This window comes from Kurthia sp. YJT4 (assembly GCF_030219945.1).
GTDB lineage: Bacteria > Bacillota > Bacilli > Bacillales_A > Planococcaceae > Kurthia > Kurthia gibsonii.
In genome coordinates, this window is the sequence record NZ_CP126689.1 from 2,427,079 (window position 1) to 2,450,243 (window position 23,165).

Here is a 23,165-nt window from a genome sequence, read left to right on the forward strand (position 1 = left end):
GCTACGCCTCCTCCTCATGCAATAAGAAACGATAACCTGCTCCTCGTACAGTTTCGATAGTTGACTGTACGTCATAATCCGCTAACTTTTTTCGAACGCGCGTCATATTTACATTTAGCGTATTTTCATCAACGAAAGCTTGGTCGTCCCATAATTCTTCTAATAAGCGTTCACGAGAGACAACTTTTGGTGCTTCACTCATAAGTAACTCTAAAATGACACATTCTTTTTTCTGCAAAGGAATCATCTCATCCTTCACTTGTAATTCCATACGTTCTAAAAATAATTGTAATTGCCCTTGTTGTACGGTTCTCTCCTCTTGTTTTGAAGCATATTCACCATACGTTCTTCTTAAATGACTTTTAATTTTTGCAAGTACGATTTCATAGTGAAATGGTTTCGTAATAAAATCATCGCCGCCATTTTCAAGTGCAAAAATTTGATCCATTTCGCCCGAACGAGCAGATATATAAATGATGGGTACTGTTGTGAATTGGCGTAATTGGCGACACCAATAGTAACCATCATAAGAAGGTAAGTTGATGTCTAACAAAACAAGATGAGGAGAGAAGGCCTTAAATTCCTCTACAATCTGGTCAAAGGCCTGTACAGTTTGGACTTCATAATGGTATTTTCGCAATGTATCCGCAAGCATAGAAGCAATTTTCAAATCATCTTCTACAATTAAAATACGATGCTTGTCCATTTTGTCCCCTCCTTCTCTATTAATACATTAATTGTACAAATTCTTCTTCTGTCACGCCACCAAAGTAAGTTGGTAAATCAAATGGTTGAAGTGCCTCTCGTATAGCGCTCGCTTCATATCGAACGCCTTTTAAAGCTTGTTCTAAATCTACCATATCACCAACACCGAAGAAATCGCCAAAGATTTGAATATCTTCAATCATACCTTTTTTCACTTCAATGTGTAAGTCGATAAAGCCCGATGCAAACTTCTTCGAACGCTGTGTATTGAATTTCGGTGACTTCCCGTAATTCCACTCCCACTTTTGATAGCGTTCTTCTGAAATTTTATGAATCGCTTTCCAATCTTCTTCTGTTAGTTCATAGTAACGAATTTGATCTTCTCCACCAAAAATAGCCTGTAAAATTTCTAAACGGAAATCTTCGATTGTAACCGTTTGGTCATCTAATAAATCAATAATATTCGTAACGCGTGAACGAACCGATTTAATACCTTTTGACTCCATTTTTTCTTTTTTAGGGCGTAAAGCGCGTACAACTTCTTCAATGTTTGCATTGAACATCAGTGTACCATGACTGAACATACGACCATTTGTTGAAAACATCGCATTCCCTGAGAATTTCTTTCCTTCTGCTAAAATATCATTTCGTCCTGATAATTCTGCTTTTACACCCATGTGATTTAGCGCGTCTACTACAGGTTGCGTGAACTTCTTAAAATTTTGGAAATTGTCTCCTTCATCTTTTGTTAAAAAGCTAAAGTTTAAATTACCTAAATCATGATATACAGCACCCCCACCTGAAAGACGACGAACGACGATAATATCATTTTCTTCGACATAGTCCGTATTGATTTCTTCGATTGTATTTTGGTTACGACCAATAATAATCGACGGTTGATTTATGTAAAACAGTAGTAAGCCCTCTTCTACATCTAAATTTGTCAGTGCATACTCCTCAATTGCTAAATTTATACGTGGGTCTGTAATCCCTTTATTATCAATGAATAACATAGATTCGTTAGCTCCTTTTTTAAGTTCTCACATCTATTTTACTTTATTTTTTATGTTTTGTATTGACTTTTCAATCTGTATTATAATACAATGTTAAATAACAAATCAGTAATATAACAGATTGCTTAGGAGGCGAATTCAAATGTTAGAAAACGTTGTAGAATTTTTCAAGAACCTGCCGGACAAACACTGTGCCAAATGTGGAGAGAAAATCGAAGAACAAAGTGAGTGCTACTCAAACACTTGCCATCATTGTGAATCACTGTAATCAATACTGTTGTGTGCTGAGCTAGAAATTCCCCAAAATATTTCTAGTTCAATCATTACCGTTCATATTCTATACTGAACCATAGAATATGAACCTATATAAAGTCGCTTAATTTTATGGAGTAAATCCAAAAACGCTTAGAGATTCTGAACCAATCTCTAAGCGTTTTTTCATATGTAAAAAGCGCTTCTACCTTCTATATAAAGGCAGAAACGCTTTTATTTTTATGCTTGTGTTTCTTCAGTTGGTGTACCTGAATAGCGTTTTTTAAATAGTAATTGGAAGTAACCGAATGTTACAAGTAAACATACGACGATAATTGAACCTAGTACGGCAATGTTTTTCCAATAGAAGTCAAAGTCACCTGTTGAAATGGCTGCTTTGAACGCTTGGATTGTATAGGTCATCGGCATGAATTTATTCAATGCTTGTAGCGGTTCAGGAATTAATTCAAGTGGGAATGTACCAGCACTTGATGTTAATTGCATAACCATTAGAACAAGTACGATGTAACGACCGACATCATTGAATAGTGTTACAAACATTTGAATGATTGCCATGAACGTATAACTTGCGACTAGTGCAAGTAAGAACACAGCACCTAAGTTTTGAACTTCAATACCTAAGAATAACTTCACAAGACTTACAACAATGACAGATTGTAATAAACCAACTACAGCTAATACACTTGTCTTACTTAAGAACCAAGATGTTCCGTTCGTTGGACGAATAGCTGGGTGAACAATTGAGAAGATGACTGTTACAACAATACCACCTACAAGTAATCCCATTGAGATAAAGTATGGTGCAAAACCTGTACCATAGTTTTCAACATGGTTGATTGCTTTTTTATCCACTTCTACTGGGTTACTTACCATGTTGTATGTTTTATTTGTTGCATGGATATCTGCTACATCTGATGAAGCATCACCTAGTTTTGTTTGTAATGTTTTCGCGCCATTTTGAAGATCTTGTGTACCATCAGCTAGTTGACCTGAACCGTCTTCTAGTTTTAGTGTACCGCTCAATAATGACGTTGTTCCATTTGATAATTTACCTAGACCTGCTACTAAACTTGTCGAACCTGTTTGTAATTGTCCCATACCATCTGTTAATTTAAATGCTCCGTTTGATAGTTCACCTAAACCAGATACAAGACTATTAGAACCTGTTTGTAATTTTGATAGACCATTATTTAGAGATGAGATTCCTGTATTTAATGAACCTGCACCTTCGTCTAATTTTTTAGCACCTGCAACCGAGCTACCCCAATTCTGTTCAAGCTTCTCTGTACCAGCTGCTAGTTCCGTTGTACCTGGTTTTAATTTATTTTTCACTTGATCACTTGCTGTAGCTGCGCCTTCTGCTACTTGTGCTGCACCAGATTTCAACTTACTTAAATCGCCAGCTTCAGGCACTTGTACTTTTGATACTTCTGAATTTAATACTGCTGTATTAGAGCTTAAACTTGCTGCTCCGTCACTTGTAGCTTTTGCACCTGCGCTCACTTGTTTCGCTGTTGCAAGTAAAACGGCCTTCTGTTCTTCTGGGATTTCTAAAGCCGCAATTTGTTGTTCAAGTGCTGCTGTTCCATCTGCTACATTTTTTGTACCTGCTGCTACTTTTGCTGCACCATCATTAATACCGGATACACCATTTTGTAGTTTTGATACAGTTTGTGGTAAGGCTCCTAAACCATCCACAAGCGCTGTCACACCATCTGATACAGATTGTGAACCGTTCGCTAACACACCTAAACCTTTTTGTAGAGAACCTACACCATCATTGACTGCTTGTGCACCGTTATTCAATGCTTGGATATTCGATGTGTTATTTTCTAAACCAGATACAAGCGTTGCTGTTCCATCTTTTAATTGCTGTGAACCACTTTGTAATTGTGTTGAACCATCTGAAGCCGAGCTAATTCCATTATTTAATTGGCTTGCTCCGTCTTTCGCTGATAATGCACCATCACCTAACTGTGTTGCACCTTTTGCAGCAGAAGCAATTCCTGTACTTAACTGTCCTGCACCATCTTTTGCTGATAATGCCCCGTCGTTTAACTGGCTTGCTCCATCTTCGGCACTAACAATCCCGTCTTTCAGTTCATTCGCACCATCTTTTAATTTTCCGGCACCATTTTTTAATTTTTTAGCGCCGTCTGAGCCTTCTTGGAATCCATCGCCCAATTTAGCAATGTTTTTAAAAAGTTGCTCAGCATATGTTTTTGATACTTCTTCATTTACCTCTGTACGAATCGTTTCAATTGCACTCTTACCGATTTGACTTCCTAAGAAGTTAATTCCTTCATTCGGTGTATATTTAATTTTTAGTTTTTCAGGTTTATCTTCTAATAAAGTACCTGCATTTTTACTAAAATCTTTTGGAATGCGAATCGTCATATAATATGTACGATCTTCCATTCCTTTTTCAGCCTCTTTTTCAGAAACTACTTTAAAGTTCAAATTTTTCTTATCGAGTAATTCATCTGTCAATTCATCGCCTAATTTTAATTTCTTCCCATCAACTGTTGCACCGCGATCCTGATTCACAACTGCAACTGGTAGCCGATCTAAATGACCATATGGATCCCAAAAAGACCATAGGAACATACCAGCGTAAATGATTGGAACAAATAAAATTGCTACTAATGAAATGAGCATCATTTTATTTTTGAATATTTTCGTCCACTCTGCTTTAATCAATTCCGTTTTCCTCCTAAATACTTAATGACTAAAAACCTCATACAGTCATTCCATTGTTTAAAAAGACTCTATGGTGTTAAACCACCAAAGAGTGTATTTTTAAATAAATCTACAATTGTATGTTCATCAAGTTCTTCGTCATGTGTTTCTGGCCATTCTACAACAAAAGATAAATAAACTTTAAAAACTAAGTATGCAACATGCTCAGGATTACATGGTTTGATTTCTTTTTTATCAATGGCAATTTGAATCTTACTTGAAATATACGTTAAGATTTCGTTTTCGATTTTTTTTAGGACATTTTCTACTTGTGGTGTGCGAAGTGCATGACCTTCTTCTACAAGCTTCGCATAAAGTTTATGTACATCCCTAAATTGTAAGAGCTTCATTAAAATTTGATGTGTATTTTCTAAAAAACTAACATTTGGATTAATAATACGCTCTGCTTCGTTTTTCATTTCTTCAATCATACCCATCACAATCTCTTGAAACAGTACGTCTTTATTTTCGAAAAATGTATAGATAGTTCCCTTCCCAACATTCGCCATACGCGCCACTTGATCCATCGTTGTAGCTTTATAGCCGAATAATGTGAAAGACTTATTTGCCGCGACCAATATTTCATGTCGACGATCCATTTCCTCACACCCCTTATAATAAGTAAAAATGACCAGAAACCGATTTCGGTCATCTAGTCATTTATTTTATACCTACATAACGAATTTAGCAAGCACTAAATATATTCTTTTTCTTATCTTCTATTGTACTTCAATTTTTTGTTTTGGCATAATGTGCAGACCATGTGCTTCTGTATGTGCATAGACATAATATACGCCTTTTTTCTTTACTGTAGCCTGCGCAGTATAGTGACCTTCTCCTATATGTTTCGCATCAATCATACGACTATCTTTTCGCTCACCATCTCGCCAAATTTCAAATCGTACAAAACTTGCATCTTCCACAGGCTTTTTGTCTTGTGTCACTTCAACTTCTAACGGAATCTCTTTTTTCTTAAATTCATCTGGGTTGATAAATTGAACCTGTACTGCCGCAATCGTCTGGTCTGCTTCTACTGGATCTTCTTCTATTGAACAACCCGAAAGAAGAAGGAGAAAGAATGCAGCCAACATCATTCGAATTTTCATTCTTCCATCTCCTCCATTAATGGTAGGAATATGCGTATAGTCGTCCCTTCATTCAAAACACTCTCAATTTGAACACGTCCACCATGTGCTGTTACTAACTGTTGAACAATTGATAAACCGAGACCACTTCCTCCATCTGCACGACTTCTCGCCTTATTCACACGATAGAAACGTTCCATAATATGTGGTAAATCTTGTTCTGGAATACCAATTCCATGATCTTCAACTTCAATACACGCTTGATTCTCTACTTCATAACTTCGTACATAAATAGATGTTCCTTCATTTGAATAGCGAATCGCATTTTCAAGTAAATTAATCAAGATTTGTTTCATGCGCAGTTCATCTGCATTCACAATCACATGATCGTCTAGATTCGTATGAATCGTAATATCAGCTTGTTTCGCACGTCCCTCAAGCATATGCACTACTTCTCGAATCGTTTCAGATAATGGTAGTGGATACAGCTGCAATGTTTCCTTTTGTTCAGTCGTACGTGATAACTGTAGTAGTTCATTCGTCAACTTTTCCATACGTCCTGCTTCTCGAACAATTAATGCTAGTTGGTCGTTACGCTCTTGTTCAGATGTATTACTTGTAAGTAATGTCTCACCATACCCTTTAATATAGCTAATCGGTGTACGCAATTCGTGTGACACATTCTCTAAAAATTGGCGCTGTCTCTGATCTTCTTCTTCAATTGCTTGTGCCATCTCATTGAAAGTTTGTGCTAATTGTCCAATTTCATCTTTTGATGTACTCATGACACGCGTTTGATAATGCCCCTGCGCCATTTCTTTTGCTGCATATTGAAGCGATTGTAGTGGCTTCATAATAACACGTATTCCTTTGAATATAATGAAACTAATCAAAATTAAAAAGACAATTGCGGAACAAATTAAAAAAACAACTTCTTTTGAAGCAAGTTCTGTAATTTTTTCCAGTGGGAAATAGAGATATAAAATCCCTTCTAGCCTTTTTTCATCTACAAGCGGAATCACAACAGAAATCACTTGACGATCAAATCGCTTTTCATATCCTTGCTTCGTAATGATATTCCCTTTTAACAATTCATGTCGTTCGTCTGGTCCAATTAACGTATCATAATCAATATCAAATGGGACACAGGCACTCAATTCACGTGGATTTCGTACAGCAAATACATTGACATTCGCATATGTATTATAACGGTCTACATTGTCGATTAATTCGTCTGTTACTTTACCACCTGTATACATCTTTGAAAGCTTTTCACCGATTTCGATCATGGAGTTTTCTGCATCTTTTACATACAATCTTTCGTATAAAAAATTAGTTAAACCATACATAAATAGAACCGTCACTGCTACTGTGGCTAATACAAACACCCAAATCTTCGTGGAGATTTTTTTCATCGTTGTTCCTCAAAGCGATAGCCAATACCCCAAACTGTTTGAATCAGACGACTATATTCTTTTCCAAGCTTTAAGCGCAATGTTTTAATATGTGTATCGACTGTTCGTGTACCACCATCATAATCAAGCGACCAAATTTTCTCGAGTAATTGTTCGCGTGTATAAACAATATTCGGTTGTTTCATAAATAAATGTAGTAAATCGAATTCTTTTAGTGTAAGTGGAATTTCTCTACCTTCCACTGTCACACGTCTCGCAATTTCATCTAGGCAAATATTACCGCGCTGAATAATTTGTGTATGTGTTACATCTTGTTGTGGTTGGTAGCGACGTAAAACTGCTTGAATACGTGCGATTAACTCGGAAGCAGTGAAGGGCTTTACCATATAATCATCTCCACCTAATCGTAGTCCACGCACTTTATCGGCATTTGCATCTTTCGCTGTTAAAAAGATAATTGGGATATCTGAGTTCTTACGTATTTTCTGACACACTTCAAAACCATCTTCATCTGGCATCATGACATCTAATAAGATGAGGTCAATGGGTTGACGGTCTAAAATATCATATGCCTCTTGTCCGCCACTGGCTTGGTAGGTTTGAATATGTTCTTGGTGAAGCATAATCGAAATCAGATGACGCATTTCCTTTTCATCATCTACAATTAATACGTTCATTTGACATTCTCCCTTACTAAAAGTTGAAATGGTGCTTGCCCTACTTTTGTTTTTTTCACGATATGATGGTCTTTCACCCAATAAAGTGTTTGATCGTCATACCCTGCAACGACAATTTGATTTTGAAAAGCTTCGACTGCAAATGGATTTGAGCCAATCTCTTGTTCCCAACTAATTTGTTGTTGCTCATTCAATTCATAGAGCATACTTTCACCATGACTGAGTACAAATTCACGTTCATCTAACTTTGCAAAAGCGATTGGCATAATTGGTAAATCCATCTTTCCAACAACTTTTGAAGTCTTTGGATTGATTTTTAATACATGTGTATTTGGTTTTTCACCTGCTCCATGTCCACCTAACCAGAGTTCACCATCAACAAAGTCTAATCCATGTGACGACTTTGGAATTGGTATTTTCTTTTCTAATTTTTTCGTCGTTGTATTGAATACAGAAATAAACGTATCTTTAAAATTCACCACGTATAAATGACCGTCTTCCACTAACATCGCCATTGGATACTTCCCTGTTTTCATTGTCTGAATACGTTCACCCTTTTGATTATAGGCAGTTACTTCGTTTAAGCCACTATTCGCTATATAAAAAGTTTTGTTTGCATCATCATAGTAAGCATTCGTAGCACCTTTTGATACATCAATTTTCTTTTGAATCTCACCCGTATCAAGATTCACTAAATCAGCTTGTTCTAATTGATTACCATATAAAAGAATTGCATGTTCACCAACCAATGTAGCTCCAGTATATGCTTCTTTTAAATCCCATGTTTCGATTTTTTCACCATTAGGCCGAATAAAATCAATAGATGGTTCACCAATATTTACTGAAGCGATAAAGGGTTCATCTTTTGAAATTCCTTTGTAATCTGTTCGATTGCAGGCTGTTAGTACAGCAAGCAACAATAATAATAATGACAGTATACCTACTTTTTTCATAACAACCCTCCTGTCCCTTATTTTATATGGAATATGTGAAAAAACAATGAAATGTACTTCATATTTTCAATCGTTCGCATAAGGTTCACATTCCGTAAATTTACTAAATAAAAAAACAAGAGCTTTCAGCAAACACTCTGCTGTCCTCTCCTGTTTTTTAAGACTCTTTTATTCGATTACAAAGGATGGCAAATCTTTTAACTCTTGCATAATTTGCTCCGCACTCTCAATTGCTTGACGAACACATTTTGGAATACTAATGCCATCATAGGTATTCCCAATCAAACGAATTGTTGGGTAAGCTTCATATAAAGATTCTTTCGATTTTCGCACGCGCTCTAAATGTCCAATCGTATATTGTGGCATAGCATTTTTATAGCGCGTCACAATCACTTTTTCAGGCGCGCCTGTAATCCCGACTAAACGATGTAAATCTTGCAACACGACTTTTTCAATTCCTTTATCGGATAACTCAACAATGGCTTCATCACCTACACGTCCAATGTAAGCTTTGATTAATACTTTACCATCTGGTGCCGTACCTTGCCATTTACGATTCATAAATGTAGCCGCAGTAATAGATAGATCATTATTACGTGATACAACAAAATCCGTTCCTGTAAAATGATGAGCAATTTGAGTTTCATCAAAAGCTAAAGAAACAGTAGCTACTGTGTTCAATGGGATACCATCTAGTTCTTGTAAAAGTTGTTTTTCATGAAATAACGACTGCGCAATTGTATGAGATGTTGCGATAATTACCGCATCTGCTTTAATTGAACTTTGGTTATTTAATGATAGTAAGAGTTGATGATTGCTTTTTTGAATATTCGTTACACGAACACTCTTTTTTAGCTTCACTTCAGTTAATTCATGAACCAATGCATCAACAAATGTCTCAAGTCCTCCTACGAACGAAAAACTTTGTTCTGCATCTGTTAAATAGTCCGAAGAACGAGTGTAAGACTTCATACTTTGAATCAAGCCACTTGAAGTTTTACTGTGTGTAGAGAGAAAGGGTAATACCGCCTGTAAACTTAGTTCGTCGATATCTCCATTATAAATCCCCGACAACAAAGGTTCGGTCAAGTTTTCTAATACTTCGCCACCTAATCGCTGCCTTACCCACTGTCCAAGTGATTGATCTTCTGTCATTTTTCCCTGTGGACGTAAAAAGTCGAATGTAGCTCGTGCTTTACCACTCCAAGACACCAAGTCCGATGTCAAAAAGGGTGTCATCTCTGTTGGAATACCGAATTGCACACCTTTTGGAACTGCATGCAATTCTTCATTCACCGCCACAAACTTCCGCTCTTCTTTACTCCGAACAAGCTGTTTTTCAACTTTTAATTTTTTCGCTAATGTAGCGACCGTTCCTTTGTGATCTGTAAAAGAATCCGGTCCTTTTTCAATTTGATAGCCATCTTCTACGATGGTCTGAATCTTCCCACCAAATCGATGCGATGCTTCAATCAATACAATCTCAATTGGTAATTGTGCTGACTTTGCTTGCTCTTGTAAATAATAAGCAGCGGTTAATCCCGATATTCCTCCACCGATGATTGCAACCCTGCGCTTGTCATTCGTCACATCAATCATCACTTTCTTTTTAAGCTTCAGCTAATCTTCTTGTTACAACATCAGCTAATCCATCAATGAATAGTGGATCTGCATTTGGCATTTTTGGACGACGGTAATTTGCGCCTAACTCATCACATACCACTTTACATTCGTAGTCATTATCGTATAGAACTTCTAAATGTTCTGCTACAAAACCTACTGGCGTATACACGAATGAACGATATCCTTTTTCGTTATAAAGGTCGCGTGTTAAATCTTGTACGTCTGGCTCTAACCATGGCTCTGGTGTTTGACCAGCTGACTGCCAACCAAACTCTACATTTTTCACACCCGTACGCTTTTGTAAAATATCTTTTGTATCAAACATTTGGTCACGGTATGGGTCACCCATTTCGATAATACGTTGTGGTAATGAGTGTGCGCATACGATTAAGCACGCTGTTTCACGTTCTTCTTCTGTCATATCAGCGAAAGCTTCATTAATTTTTTCAGTCCAGTATTGTAAGAATTTTTCTTCTTTATACCAGCTGTCCACTGTATAGAACTTCATTGAACTACCTAACTCTTTCGCTTTATCCATAGCACGTGTGTGATATGCTTTTGTTGAGAATGATGAGAAGTGAGGTGCTAGTACGATTGATACCACTTCTTCTACACCGTCCTTCACCATATCTTCTACTGCATCTTCTACGAATGGTGCGATATGTTTTAAGCCAAGATATAGTTTATATTCCACTTCGTCTTGCATCTCGTTTAAACGATTTACAAGTGCTTCACTTTGTTCAAGTGTCGTTTTTGCAAGTGGTGAAATACCACCAATCGCTTGATAACGTTCACGTAAATCTTCAATTTGTTCATCGCTTGGACGACGACCGCGACGAATATGTGTGTAGTAAGGGATTAAATCTTCATCTTTTTCTGGTGTACCATACGCCATTACTAATAAACCAACTTTTCTTTTCATCTCAATCACCTCATAAAATTATTGTTATTTCTTTGATGCGCTATATTCATGAATAAATGCTGTTAAACGTTTTAGAACATCTGGATTTACTGAAGGGAATACACCATGTCCTAAGTTAAAGATATGACCTGGCATTTCTAATCCTTGATCGATAATATCTTTTGTACGAGCTTCTAATACAGACCAGTCCGCTAATAATAATGTTGGATCTAAGTTACCTTGAAGTGGTTTTGTAATCCCCATTTGACGGGCTTGTTTAATTGGTAAGCGCCAATCTAAACCAACTACATCAACAGGTAGCTCATTCCAATCCATTACTAAATGACTTGCACCTACACCGAATAAGATTGAAGGAACACCTTCATCTTTTAATTCTGTGAAAATACGTGTCATGATCGGTTTAATAAAAATTTGATAGTCTTCATGATTTAAAGCACCTACCCACGAGTCAAAAATTTGGAAGGCTTTTGCACCCGCTTGAATTTGCGCCTTTAAATCTATAATAATCATATCTGCTAATTTATCCATTAATTTAAACCAAGCTTGTGGTTCAGACACCATAAAGGCTTTTGTTTTCGCATAGTTTTTCGATGGGCCACCTTCAATCATATAGCTTGCCAATGTAAATGGTGCGCCTGCAAAACCGATTAATGGTACATTCAATTGTTCTGTCGTCAGTAGCTTAATTGTATCCAATACAAAAGGCACATGTTCTTGGGGATTGAATTCACGTAGTGTATCGACGTCTTTTGCAGAACGAATTGGATTTGAAATAACAGGACCGATTCCTACTTCAATCTTCACATCTATCCCCATGCCTGGCAGTGGTGTCACAATATCTTTATACAAAATTGCTGCATCTACACCATAATTTTGCACTGGTAAATGTGTGACGTATGCACATAACTCTGGTTGATGTGTAATTTCCTCAAGAGAGTATTTTTCTTTAATTTTACGGTACTCTGGCTGTGAACGTCCTGCCTGTCTCATATACCATACCGGTGTATGTTCTGTCTGTTCGCCTCTTGCTGCGCGTAAAAGTGTATCATTAAATTTCGTCAATTGATTAGCCTGCCCTTCCTTCAGTTCATCTTTTTACTTTTGATTCACTTCATGTAAATCATCTTTTCTATATTGATATCCATTTTCACTATAGACTTTTCATATATTAAAGTATAGTTTCAAAACCTTTTTGTCAAAAAAACTTTTTCAAATCTTGTCTTTTTTTTGACAACGCTATCATAACGTAAAAATAATTTGGAAAAACGACTAGACATTTTCAAATGTTGTGAATCTTTTATGTTAAACGGATATACTATAGAGAGTAGAAAATTAAAACATGAAGGTGGCGTTGAAATGTATATCTATTTAGCAACCGGTACAGCCGATTTTATGGAGCATTTACAAGCAAAATATAAAAAAGAAAATATGACGGTACTATATGGTGGACAACAATCTGTCTTAATGCATGTGACGGAAGGTAAAACAAAATTTGCAACACCGCAGTCATTTGAAGTTGTTGAAGCAGTTGGTGAATTTGAACCAGGTGGCTTCTATGCCATTACGTATGTCGATATTTTTGAAGATAGCCAATTATCTTTTGAAAATCGTCTGAAAAGTAAATCATTCCACTTTATTAACGAACCTGGATTTATCGCGTATAAATTATTAAAGCCGATTAAGTCAACTGTATTTGCGATTATCCAACAATGGACAGGTCCAAACTCATATCAAGTTTGGCGCGATTCAGCAGACTATGCAGTGGATTTTGACTTTATGGGGAATCATGAAACAGACCGTAGACCAACAACACTCGCTGTTGCACCGTACACAAAACTCTATGGAACAGCACCTGTTGAAGAAGTAGAAGAAGACAGTGATGATCGTTTTTAAGAGAGAAGGTATTGTAGATGAAAGAAGTCATTTGGAATGAATTAGAAGAACAATTTACATCGATGCAAGAAATTCGACGTTATTTACACATGCATCCTGAAGTATCGTATAAAGAACATGAAACGGTTGAATATATTTGTAACTTTTATGATGAATTTGATATTCCTTACGAAAGAAATATTGGCGGGAATGGTATTGTTGCCCGCATTGAAGGTGGATTACCTGGCAAAACAGTGGCTCTACGTGCTGACTTCGATGCCTTACCGATTCAAGAAGAAACAGGTGTTGCTTATCAATCAACTGTTCCAAATGTAAGCCATGCTTGCGGACATGATGGACATACAGCGACACTTCTTGTGCTTGCAAAAACATTATTTCAACATCGCGAACAACTAGCTGGAAACTATGTAATGATTCATCAACATGCTGAAGAAGTAACACCAGGCGGCGCAAAAGCAATGGTTGAAGCCGGTTGTTTAGATGGTGTTGATGCTGTTTTCGGCACACATCTATGGTCACAATTCGAAGCTGGCATCATTCAAACACGACCTGGTGCTATGATGGCTGGAGCAGACTCTTTCACACTTACACTACATGGAGTTGGTGGACATGGCGCAATGCCGCATACAACCATTGATACAGTAACGCTCGGAGCGCAAATTGTGACGGCACTTCAACAAGTGGCTTCTCGTCGTATTAATCCAACAAGCCCCGTTGTACTCACAGTTGGTTCATTCCACGCTGGTGATGCTTTTAATATTATTGCAGGGAGTGCTGAACTAAAAGGAACGGTTCGTACGTTCGATGTAGAAGTACGCGAACAAGTAATTGTTGAGATGGAGCGCATCATCAAAGGACTTTGTGAAGCTGCAGGTGCAACCTTCACATTCGACTACACGCGTGGTCACCCTCCTGTTATTAATGATGTTCTCATGGCGCAACATGTACTGGAAACAGCGCAACATGTACCCAATGTAAAAGCCGCTCAAATCATGGATGCAAACATGGTTGGTGAGGACTTTTCTTACTATTTAAATGCACGACCAGGGGCATTCTTCTTCACAGGTGCAAAGCCTGTAAATGGCCCAGCTTATGCACATCATCATCCTAAATTTAATTTTGAAGAATACGCGATGGTAGCTGCCGCTCAAACATTAGCTGCTGTAGCCATTGATTTTAATACGAATGCTTAATATAAAAAGAGGCATCACACGTCTATTTTCGTGTAATTGCCTCTTTTATGTTTAATTTTCTTGTAGCTCTTTTAATGCTTGCATGATGATCTCATATGAATGGACGCGTTCTGCTGGTTCATAAATATGTGATGTCACCATAATTTCATCTACTTGTGTAATTTGCAAGAAACTTTGTAGTTGATTCTTCACTTTTTCTGGGCCGCCTTTGAATGTATAGCGAAGTGCTTCTAATACGGCATAGCGCTCATTCATCGTCCAAATCTCTTTCATCGAATCAATAGCAGGCATTAGTTTTTTCGGTGAGCCTTTTACAATTCCTAAGAAATATTGATACAAGCTCGTTACCATGCGCTCAGCTTCTTCATTCGTATCTGCTGCCATACCATTCACACATGCAATGGTGTACGGCTTGTCTAAATACTCGGATGGCTTAAACTGCGTGCGGTAAAGTTGTAGTGCTTGTTCTAAGTAATTCGGTGCAAAGTGACTAGCAAACGCATATGGTAGTCCCATTTGCGCTGCGAGTTCCGCACTGAATAAACTTGAACCTAAAATATAGATGGGTACATTCGAGTTCTCACCTGGGAAGGCATGTACACGCGCTCCTTCATTTGCACCTAAGTATGTTTGCAATTGCTCTACATCTTCTGGGAAGTTATTCGGTGCGCCGTATGGACTTCTGCCAAGTGCCTCTGCAGTTGTTGGATCTGTTCCCGGCGCTCTACCTACACCTAAATCAATTCGTCCTGGATACATTGCATCTAATGTACCGAACTGTTCCGCTACGATAAGCGGCTTATGGTTTGGTAGCATAATACCACCTGAACCTACTCGCATTGTTTTTGTATGTTCTGCAATTTTACCAATCAATAATACAGTAGCTGAACTCGCAATGCTTGCGCTATTATGATGTTCTGCAAACCAGTAACGCTCATAACCTAATTCTTCTACTTTTTGAGCGAGGTGTACGCTGTTCTGAATGGCTTCTCCTGCTGTAAATCCTTCTCCTACAGCAACTAAATCTAATACAGATAATTTGACGTTTTTCATCTCTTACCCCTCTCTTTCCTAAACTAGCCTAACAAATTCAAAGAAAAAAATGAAGTTTCCTTACTCGGACTTCTCCAAATAAAGAAACTTCACGTATTATTTTGATAAGCGTAATGTAATTTCTCCTACTACGAGAACGACGATACCTTGTAAGTAGAAGTACGGTGTACCAATGCCAGCAAGCGTTACAATTACTGCTTGTGCAATTAATGTATAGCGCGTTACTTTTTGTGCGGCTTTTTGACGTGCATCAGCTGGTAATGGATAGAGCATACTCATGGAGAAATCGACTGGCTTTCCTAGTGCTTGTTTTAATTGAATCGCTGTAGCAAAAGCAAGAGCTGCTGCGACAATCCCTACAATAATCGGCATATTCACAAATGCTGCTACTAACGCTGTAATCACAGTAAGACGGAACCAAAGGAAGAAATAATCATCCGTTCTTATAAAGCTTCTAACTAAATAATATTCGAATGTTGTTTTTTTCGTTTTCGGTACACCATTCACAAGGAAGTCCAGATAACGTCTTCTTTTAATATTTCCTTTTACAGCAGGTACATCCGTAAAGTAATTCGCAAAGCGGTAAATACGCATCATGCGATTTTCTTCTAATTTTACAAAGTGTTCGTAAGGGAAGGGTTCTTCTAATGTTTTTTTCTTACACATGACAGGATAAAGTGCCAAAATGATGATCATAATAATCGCATATAAACTATCATGATTTAATAAGAAGTATAAGAATACACCTGAAAGAATACCTCGTACAATGCGGTCTAGCCAAACATAACGACCTTTTGTCGCCCAGCGGAACATGAATTCCACATGTACATTCCACCATTTTAGTAATACAGTGAAAGCTAATCCGATTGCAATCCCAGAAACCTCAATTTCGCCCACTTGTCGCATCATCGGCCACATCACAAGATAGACGACGAGTGCGACACCTAATTGACTGAAGACGGTGTAGTTTAAGACACGATTGAAGTACATTGGCATCTTCGTCTCAAGTGGTAATAAATACACTTCGTCTGGCTTCTTAATAAGCGTTACAGGTTTACTTATCGTGAGAACAATCCCCATCACTGTTGCGACGAATAGAATCGTTGGAAAATCGTGCGGGGCAACTTTTAACCATTCACTGTACTGATAACCACCAGCACCAAGTAAAAATACAATCACGAGCGCCATATGACCTGTGAAAATATAGCGCATATATTTTTGTAGCTCTGTTATATAGTAATTAAACCGTTTACGCCAAACATCTTGTAAGTTATTCATGTTCTTTTTCCTTTGTCATCGCGATGTATAAGTCATCTAACGTCGCATCTGGCATGTTGAAGGATTGGCGTAAGTCATCCATCGTACCAAATGCACGTACATATCCGTTGTGAAGCAGTAGAATTTTATCACAATGTTTTTCAGCAGTAGCTAATACATGCGTTGACATTAAAATGGCTGCACCTTCTTTTTTCTTCTCATCCATTTGTTCAAGTAATAGTGAAATCGCAAGTGGATCAAGCCCTAAAAATGGTTCATCAATAATATACAGCGATGGTTCTACTAAGAAAGCACACATAATCATAACTTTTTGACGCATCCCTTTTGAAAAGTGAGATGGGAACCAATTCAATCGTTTTTCCATACGGAATTCACTAAGTAACGGGGCAACACGCTCACGCATCGTTTCTAAATCGATTCCGTACGCCATCGCTGTTAATTCTAAATGCTCTTTTAATGTTAGTTCATCATATAAAACAGGTGTCTCAGGAATGTATGAAAAAGAAGTTCGGTATACATCCATATTCTCTTTCATCGTTTTTCCATTAATTTTAATTGTTCCTTTTTGTGGTTGCATCATTCCAATGATATGTTTGATTGCTGTACTTTTCCCAGCACCGTTCAGACCGACTAAGCCGACTAGCTCACCTGCTTCTAGTTTGAAGTTTAAATCGTGTATAACGGGTTTTCGTGTATAACCGCCTGTTACAGCAGATACTTCTAATATTGACATCTTCATCACTCCATTCTCAGACACAATTGCCTGAAACATCCTATTTGAATATACTTAGTTTATCAAAAATTCAATTATATCGCAGTTGTCATATGATAGAATAGAAAGAAATATATGAAAGGTGTGTGAAATAGAATGGCTGATTGCGTATTTTGTAAAATTATTGACGGTTCTATTCCAAGTAAAAAAGTGTATGAGGATGATTACGTATATGCCTTTATGGACATTACGCCTTTATCAAAAGGTCATACATTATTAATTCCAAAAGAGCATGTTGCGAATGTATTCGAATTATCTCCTGAAACAGCATCGCATCTATTCTCTGTTGCACCTGTAATTGCGAATGCGATTAAAGATGCATTCCAACCTGCAGGTATGAACTTATTAAACAACAATGGTGAAGCTGCGGAACAAAGTGTATTCCACTTCCATCTTCACTTCATCCCTCGTTACGATGAAAAAGATGGATATAAGCCAATTTGGAAAACAAAAGAAGACGAGTTTACTTCTGATATTATTACACAAGTAGCAGATGAAATTGCTGCACAATTAAATAAGTAAGCGCACTTGATTTTACACGGTTGACACGATAGAATTACGCTAAGTTTCGCTAACGCTCACGAGGAGACGTTAGGAGACGAAAAAATTTTAGAAGAGCTTAGGAGAGATGAGAAATGAAAACAAAAAACTTAGTATTAATAGCATTACTTGTTGCGGTAGGTGCTGCACTGTATTTAGTCATCCCAGGATTCAACGGAGGAATGAAACCAGACTTCATGTTAACGATGATGTTTATCGGTATTTTCCTATTCCCGAATTCTCGTGACGTATTCTTATTAGCTGTCACAACAGGTATTTTATCTGGTCTATTTTCTACATTCCCTGGTGGGTTTGTGCCGAACGTGATTGATAAGTTTGTAACTGCGTACGTAGTATTATTCCTTGTGAAACTATTAAAAGGACAAGCAAAGAATTTTGTCGCATCAGCTATATTAGTTGGCGTAGGAACAATCATTTCAGGCAGTGTATTTTTAGGATCAGCGATTTTAGTGATTGGTGCAAACATTCCATTTATTGCACTATTCTCAACTGTTGTACTACCAGCAATTGCGATTAATATCATTGCGTTTGTTGTAATTTATCCTATTATTACAACACTCGTAAAACGCTCTAAGTTTGATACTTCATTGTCACATGCATAAGTAAGACGAAAGTCGGTTGCTACTAAAAGTTAGGCGCTACTCATTAGAAATTGATGAAAAGACGATGACTTTTGAGGGCAACCGCTTTTATTTTTCTTGAATCATGTTTTAATATAATAAAAAAAGGAAATATTATCATTAGGAAGGAGCTTTTCACATATGAATGTAAAAATATTTGTGCTTGGCATCGGCGCTGGGCTTGTAGCAGGTGCTGCCGTAACATTATTCACAACTCCAAAATCAGGTAAGGAATTAAAGGGTTCTTTAACGCAGTATAAAAATAACTCCTCAGACATTAAGAACGAATTACAGCAACGAATTGCAACGATTAAGCAATCGGTTAATTCGATTAAATATGAAGTTCAAAACACGCTACCTGATGCAGTTTCAGGTATTAAAGAAGCTGTTAGTACATTCCAAGAAACTTCAGCTCCGTCGCAAGAAAACTTGAAGAAACACATTGAAGATTTAAAAAAATCAGCCGATGAATTAAACGCTGAGATGGAAGAGCTTCAAAAAATTACACTGAAGAAAAAAAAGGGCTCAACAAACTAAGAGCATGAAGATTTTAAAAATTCATTTATTTCATTCTTTTCTCGTTGTATATTTTTGGGAAATAATGATATAATGAAAAAAAATGCGAAAGTGGTGGTAGCATGTCTGAAGATTTATATTCGGTGAAAGAAGCCATGATTTATTCACAACGAATTGCCCATTTATCTAAAGCACTTTGGAAGGCTGTTGAAAAAGATTGGCAAGCCTGGATTAAACCGTATGACTTAAACATCAATGAGCATCACGTCCTTTGTATTGCATCTAATTTAGAAGGCGCGTCTATTTCAGATATCGCTAAATTTGGTGTTATGCATGTATCAACAGCATTTAACTTCTCCAAAAACCTTGAAGAACGAGGATTACTTTCTTTCTCTAAACGTGATGATGATAAGCGAAATACATACGTTGAGATTACAGAAAAAGGTCAGGCACTATTGCAAGATCTAAATGACAACTACGACAAAACAAATCATACTGTAGTCGACGGTTCGCTTCCGTTAAAAGAAATGTATGGTAAATTCCCACAGTATCTTGAGTTAATGGCTGTCATCCGTAACATTTATGGTGACGACTTCATGGATATTTTTGAAAAGTCATTTGAGAACATGGAAAAACAGTTATAACACAATCAAAAATCCTCTTCAATTTCTTTATTGGAGAGGATTTATTGATACCATCACATTGTAAGCGTTCTCTTAAATTCATACTAAAAAAAGTGCTTGCTTTTGTCATTAAAAAGACTTATGTTATGTATCGACGATTTTATTCCCTATTTTGGGAACGTCGTTGAACACAGGAAGGACTACTACTTGGAAGCCCTTCAGTTATGAATGAATGGAGATGCTTACAGTGCATTGTTGGAAAACTATTAATGTGCAAAAACAATACGGACATGATCGTATTTTTCTATTTTCGATGATTTTCGTTTTTATTGTTTTTTCGTTTTTCTATATTTCAATTAATGTCTTTCGTCACGGTCCTATGTCTGATCAACGATTTTCATGGTTTTTACTCGTTTTATTATTGACATACCCTTTGCATAAATTATTACATTTTATGCCGATTGCACGTTATCGCAATCGACTACGCTTTTCAGTCGAGAGAAAATTCGGGATTATTCCCCTTTTAAATATGAGAATTCATGAACCAATTATGAAATCACGCTATTTGATTTCACTTATAATGCCTTTTATTATTATTAACTCGATCTTTATTATAGGTGCTATCACATTACCAAGTTTCCGCCACTACTTTACGATTCTACTCGCTTATCATAGTGGACTTTGTCTTATTGACTTGTTATATGCGAAACATTTATTAAAGACACCTAAAAAAGCATTGGTCGAAGAAACAGATAAAGGTTTTGAAATATTAGTTCCTTATACAAATACGCGAACAAACTTGTCAGCATAACAGTTCATTTGATATGCTTGAAGTGTATGATAGGAAGGGGGAACGGTCTTGATTATAATTGTCATTTTATTTGCGGTTTTTTACTTATTCCAGATCAATCGCATGACATATGCTCTATGCGCCAGAAAAGAAATTCCAGAAGAAAAACAACCAAAGGTATACAGAACAATCAATATCTTAATCACGATTTTATTAGTTTCTTTATATTTAAAGACCTACTATTCAATTTAAGCCTCACTTCTATCTTAAAACGTATATTTTATACTTAGATTATAAACAGGAGCAGCGAACGTCGCTGGTTCTGTTTTTATTTGCATATTTTTAGGGTAAAAAGCAGATAAATATTCTTTTTAAAAACAATATAGTAAAATATGTATTTTTTTCATATCGTTGTATAGGCAACCTTTTTATTTTTTAATCGTTCTATGGTATAGTTACAAAAGCAATGGTTTATTAGGCTTAAAGAGATATTAGGTTGGGAGAGAATTTAATAATGAAAAAGACAGTATTAACATTAACACTTGCGGCTTCAGTACTAGGTTTGGCTGCTTGTGGTAATTCAGGTGACGAGAAGGTAGTCACTTCTAAAGTTGGCGATGTAACACAAGAACAACTTTATAAAGAACTAAAAGAAACTGCGGGCGATCAAGCACTTCAATTAATCATGATTGAAAAAGTACTTGAAAACAAATACAAAGTATCTGACAAAGAAGTAGACGCACGTTACAAAGAACAAAAAGAACAAATCGAAGCACAAGGCCAAGATTTAAAAACTTACTTAGCGTCTCAAGGTATGACAGAAGATACATTCAAACGCTATCTTAAACTGAACCTTCTACAAGAGAAAGCACAAACAGACGGCATCAAAATCTCTGATAAAGAAGCGAAAGAATACTATGACCGCACAAAGAAAGAATTAAAAGCGAGCCATATCTTAGTAGCTGATGAAAAAGAAGCGAAGAAAATCGAAGCTGAATTGAAAAAAGATCCAAAGAAATTTGCTGAACTTGCAAAGAAAAATTCAACAGACCAAGGTACAGCATCTAAAGGCGGCGAACTTGGTTGGTTCGGTCCAGATCAAATGGTACAAGAATTCACTGATGCTGCTTATGTAATGAAAAAAGGTGAAATTTCTGAGCCAGTAAAATCAAGCTACGGTTACCACATCATTAAATTAGAAGATACACGTGTGAAAGAAGTAAGTAAATCATTTGATGATGAAAAAGATGCAATCAAACAAACACTTGCTCTTAAGAAAGCAAAAGCTGAAGATCCAAACTCTACAAAACTACAAGAAAAAATTGCTAAGTTAATGAAAGATGCTGATATTAAAATCAAAGATAAAGATTTAAAAGACGCTCTATCTTCATTCTTAGGTTCTTCTAAATAAATAAAGAAAAAGCATGATGGAGAATTATGATTCTCCTCATGCTTTTTTTGTTTATTCAATTGTTGGTTTGTAGAAAGCACGATTATCAAGAGCAAACAGACGCTCTGTAAATTCCCCTGCTTCTGTTTTTGATAATGCGCGTTTTAACATATTCATCTTCGCATCAATATTATCAATGTAGTGTAAAATCTCCGCTTCTTGAATCATTGGCTTTTTAGGGCTACCCCACTCTTCTTTACCATGATGCGATAACACCATATGTTGAAGTAGCATGACTTCCTCACCTTCAATCCCAAGTTCCTCTGCAATCACTTCAATTTCAGACACCATAATTGTAATATGTCCCAGTAAATTCCCCTTCACTGTATAAACAGTTGAAACAGGTCCTGATAGCTCTACTACTTTACCGATATCATGTAAAATAATCCCTGCATATAATAAATCTCGATTAATTGTTGGGTATAAATCTGCAATTGCCTTTCCTAGACGTAACATTGACGTTACGTGATCAATTAACCCCGATGCATAGTCGTGATGATTCTTTGTCGCAGCTGGATATGTCATAAACGCAATCTCATGCTTTTTCACTAATTGTCTTGTAATACGGTTAATCGCTGGATTGTGAATATCGAATAAATAAGATTGTAACTCCTCATACAATTGTTCTTTTGGTGTATCAGAAGATTGAACAAGGTCCGACACCTGAATTGGTTCGCCTTCTTTTACAGGTCGTATTTGTTTAATACGTAACTGTAACTTTCCTCTGTAATCTTGAATTTCTCCACTAATATGCACAATGCCACCTGCTGGATACATTTGAACTTGTTCATCACCTGCATCCCATAATTTCGATTCAATACTGCCACTCTTATCTTGCAAAATAAGGGTCATAAATGGTTTTCCCATTGTTGTAACACCCTTCGTTGCTTGTTTGATTAATAAATATTGGTTGACGGCTTCGCCAACACGTAATGTTGCAATTCCTTCCATCTCTTAATCAATCTCCTTTCCTCTGAAGTATTTAAAAAAACGCTTCAATATGATACTTAC

Annotated in this window: 25 protein-coding genes; 10 read left to right on the plus strand and 15 right to left on the minus strand. The window is 36.8% G+C overall.

Annotation, left to right across the window (positions count from 1 at the left end):
- Nucleotide 1: 1 nt before the first annotated feature.
- Together QN089_RS12050 and lplA are read right to left on the minus strand one after the other, a co-directional pair.
- Nucleotides 2–706, minus strand: coding sequence for a response regulator transcription factor (locus QN089_RS12050; protein WP_068451140.1), 705 nt, complete (start codon nt 704–706; stop codon nt 2–4).
- Nucleotides 707–725: 19 nt separating this feature from the next.
- Nucleotides 726–1,718: a lipoate--protein ligase gene (gene lplA, locus QN089_RS12055; protein WP_068451137.1), complete on the minus strand. Its 993-nt coding sequence runs from the start codon at nt 1,716–1,718 to the stop codon at nt 726–728.
- A gap of 142 nt (nt 1,719–1,860) precedes the next feature.
- Between lplA and yhfH the strand changes: the two genes are divergently transcribed.
- Complete coding sequence (yhfH, locus tag QN089_RS12060) at nt 1,861–1,986, plus strand: protein YhfH (RefSeq protein WP_082701353.1); 126 nt, start codon at nt 1,861–1,863, stop codon at nt 1,984–1,986.
- Nucleotides 1,987–2,210: 224 nt separating this feature from the next.
- On the opposite strand, the gene QN089_RS12065 is transcribed toward yhfH, so the two are convergent.
- The 9 genes from QN089_RS12065 to hemE form a co-directional block, all read right to left on the minus strand.
- Nucleotides 2,211–4,691 (minus strand): YhgE/Pip family protein, encoded by a 2,481-nt coding sequence (locus QN089_RS12065; protein ID WP_068451134.1) that lies wholly within the window; start codon nt 4,689–4,691, stop codon nt 2,211–2,213.
- Nucleotides 4,692–4,759: 68 nt separating this feature from the next.
- The gene (locus tag QN089_RS12070) at nt 4,760–5,329 is read right to left on the minus strand and encodes a TetR/AcrR family transcriptional regulator (RefSeq protein WP_068451132.1); all 570 of its coding nucleotides are present in this window, start codon (nt 5,327–5,329) and stop codon (nt 4,760–4,762) included.
- Between the two features lie 120 nt (nt 5,330–5,449).
- Nucleotides 5,450–5,836: a FixH family protein gene (locus tag QN089_RS12075; protein ID WP_068451129.1), complete on the minus strand. Its 387-nt coding sequence runs from the start codon at nt 5,834–5,836 to the stop codon at nt 5,450–5,452.
- The gene (locus tag QN089_RS12080) at nt 5,833–7,230 is read right to left on the minus strand and encodes a sensor histidine kinase (protein ID WP_087679956.1); all 1,398 of its coding nucleotides are present in this window, start codon (nt 7,228–7,230) and stop codon (nt 5,833–5,835) included. The genes QN089_RS12075 and QN089_RS12080 overlap by 4 nt, the downstream gene beginning before the upstream one ends.
- Complete coding sequence (locus tag QN089_RS12085) at nt 7,227–7,907, minus strand: response regulator transcription factor (protein WP_068451123.1); 681 nt, start codon at nt 7,905–7,907, stop codon at nt 7,227–7,229. Before QN089_RS12085 ends, QN089_RS12080 begins: the two co-directional genes overlap by 4 nt.
- Nucleotides 7,904–8,860 (minus strand): YncE family protein, encoded by a 957-nt coding sequence (locus QN089_RS12090; protein WP_087679955.1) that lies wholly within the window; start codon nt 8,858–8,860, stop codon nt 7,904–7,906. The genes QN089_RS12085 and QN089_RS12090 overlap by 4 nt, the downstream gene beginning before the upstream one ends.
- A 168-nt stretch (nt 8,861–9,028) precedes the next feature.
- Entirely contained in the window at nt 9,029–10,450 is a 1,422-nt protein-coding gene (hemG, locus tag QN089_RS12095; RefSeq protein WP_285215400.1) for a protoporphyrinogen oxidase, read from the minus strand.
- A 19-nt stretch (nt 10,451–10,469) separates the two neighbouring features.
- Nucleotides 10,470–11,405, minus strand: a complete 936-nt coding sequence (gene hemH / locus QN089_RS12100) for a ferrochelatase (protein ID WP_068451116.1) — start codon at nt 11,403–11,405, stop codon at nt 10,470–10,472.
- A 24-nt stretch (nt 11,406–11,429) separates the two neighbouring features.
- Nucleotides 11,430–12,467: a uroporphyrinogen decarboxylase gene (gene hemE / locus QN089_RS12105; protein ID WP_285215401.1), complete on the minus strand. Its 1,038-nt coding sequence runs from the start codon at nt 12,465–12,467 to the stop codon at nt 11,430–11,432.
- Between the two features lie 294 nt (nt 12,468–12,761).
- Between hemE and QN089_RS12110 the strand changes: the two genes are divergently transcribed.
- Both QN089_RS12110 and QN089_RS12115 read left to right on the plus strand, forming a co-directional pair.
- Nucleotides 12,762–13,298 (plus strand): antibiotic biosynthesis monooxygenase, encoded by a 537-nt coding sequence (locus tag QN089_RS12110; protein ID WP_068451112.1) that lies wholly within the window; start codon nt 12,762–12,764, stop codon nt 13,296–13,298.
- Nucleotides 13,299–13,315: 17 nt separating this feature from the next.
- Entirely contained in the window at nt 13,316–14,491 is a 1,176-nt protein-coding gene (locus QN089_RS12115) for a M20 metallopeptidase family protein (protein ID WP_285215402.1), read from the plus strand.
- A 51-nt stretch (nt 14,492–14,542) separates the two neighbouring features.
- Here QN089_RS12115 and QN089_RS12120 read toward each other — a convergent pair whose 3' ends face one another.
- From QN089_RS12120 to QN089_RS12130, 3 genes are all read right to left on the minus strand, one after another.
- Complete coding sequence (locus QN089_RS12120; RefSeq protein WP_285215403.1) at nt 14,543–15,544, minus strand: LLM class flavin-dependent oxidoreductase; 1,002 nt, start codon at nt 15,542–15,544, stop codon at nt 14,543–14,545.
- A gap of 96 nt (nt 15,545–15,640) precedes the next feature.
- Nucleotides 15,641–16,822 (minus strand): ABC transporter permease, encoded by a 1,182-nt coding sequence (locus QN089_RS12125; RefSeq protein WP_068451104.1) that lies wholly within the window; start codon nt 16,820–16,822, stop codon nt 15,641–15,643.
- Nucleotides 16,815–17,555, minus strand: coding sequence for an ABC transporter ATP-binding protein (locus QN089_RS12130; protein WP_068451101.1), 741 nt, complete (start codon nt 17,553–17,555; stop codon nt 16,815–16,817). The genes QN089_RS12125 and QN089_RS12130 overlap by 8 nt, the downstream gene beginning before the upstream one ends.
- Before the next feature lie 135 nt (nt 17,556–17,690).
- Here QN089_RS12130 and QN089_RS12135 point away from each other — a divergent pair, with 135 nt between their 5' ends.
- From QN089_RS12135 to QN089_RS12165, 7 genes are all read left to right on the plus strand, one after another.
- Nucleotides 17,691–18,116 carry an HIT family protein gene (locus tag QN089_RS12135; protein ID WP_068451098.1) on the plus strand — a complete coding sequence of 142 codons (426 nt, stop codon included), beginning with the start codon at nt 17,691–17,693 and terminating at the stop codon, nt 18,114–18,116.
- Between the two features lie 113 nt (nt 18,117–18,229).
- On the plus strand, nt 18,230–18,757 hold the full coding sequence (locus QN089_RS12140; protein ID WP_285215404.1) for a tryptophan transporter: 528 nt from the start codon (nt 18,230–18,232) through the stop codon (nt 18,755–18,757).
- Between the two features lie 159 nt (nt 18,758–18,916).
- Entirely contained in the window at nt 18,917–19,312 is a 396-nt protein-coding gene (locus tag QN089_RS12145; RefSeq protein ID WP_068451092.1) for a YtxH domain-containing protein, read from the plus strand.
- Between the two features lie 101 nt (nt 19,313–19,413).
- A complete protein-coding gene (locus QN089_RS12150) occupies nt 19,414–19,935 on the plus strand; it encodes an HTH-type transcriptional regulator Hpr (RefSeq protein ID WP_068451090.1) in 522 nt (173 codons plus the stop codon).
- A gap of 226 nt (nt 19,936–20,161) precedes the next feature.
- Nucleotides 20,162–20,725 (plus strand): DUF3267 domain-containing protein, encoded by a 564-nt coding sequence (locus QN089_RS12155; protein WP_068451087.1) that lies wholly within the window; start codon nt 20,162–20,164, stop codon nt 20,723–20,725.
- A gap of 48 nt (nt 20,726–20,773) precedes the next feature.
- Complete coding sequence (locus QN089_RS12160) at nt 20,774–20,956, plus strand: hypothetical protein (protein WP_068451084.1); 183 nt, start codon at nt 20,774–20,776, stop codon at nt 20,954–20,956.
- Between the two features lie 262 nt (nt 20,957–21,218).
- Nucleotides 21,219–22,115, plus strand: a complete 897-nt coding sequence (locus QN089_RS12165; protein ID WP_068451080.1) for a peptidylprolyl isomerase — start codon at nt 21,219–21,221, stop codon at nt 22,113–22,115.
- A 51-nt stretch (nt 22,116–22,166) separates the two neighbouring features.
- Here QN089_RS12165 and yhaM read toward each other — a convergent pair whose 3' ends face one another.
- Nucleotides 22,167–23,105 carry a 3'-5' exoribonuclease YhaM gene (gene yhaM, locus QN089_RS12170; RefSeq protein WP_068451077.1) on the minus strand — a complete coding sequence of 313 codons (939 nt, stop codon included), beginning with the start codon at nt 23,103–23,105 and terminating at the stop codon, nt 22,167–22,169.
- Between the last annotated feature and the right edge of the window lie 60 nt (nt 23,106–23,165).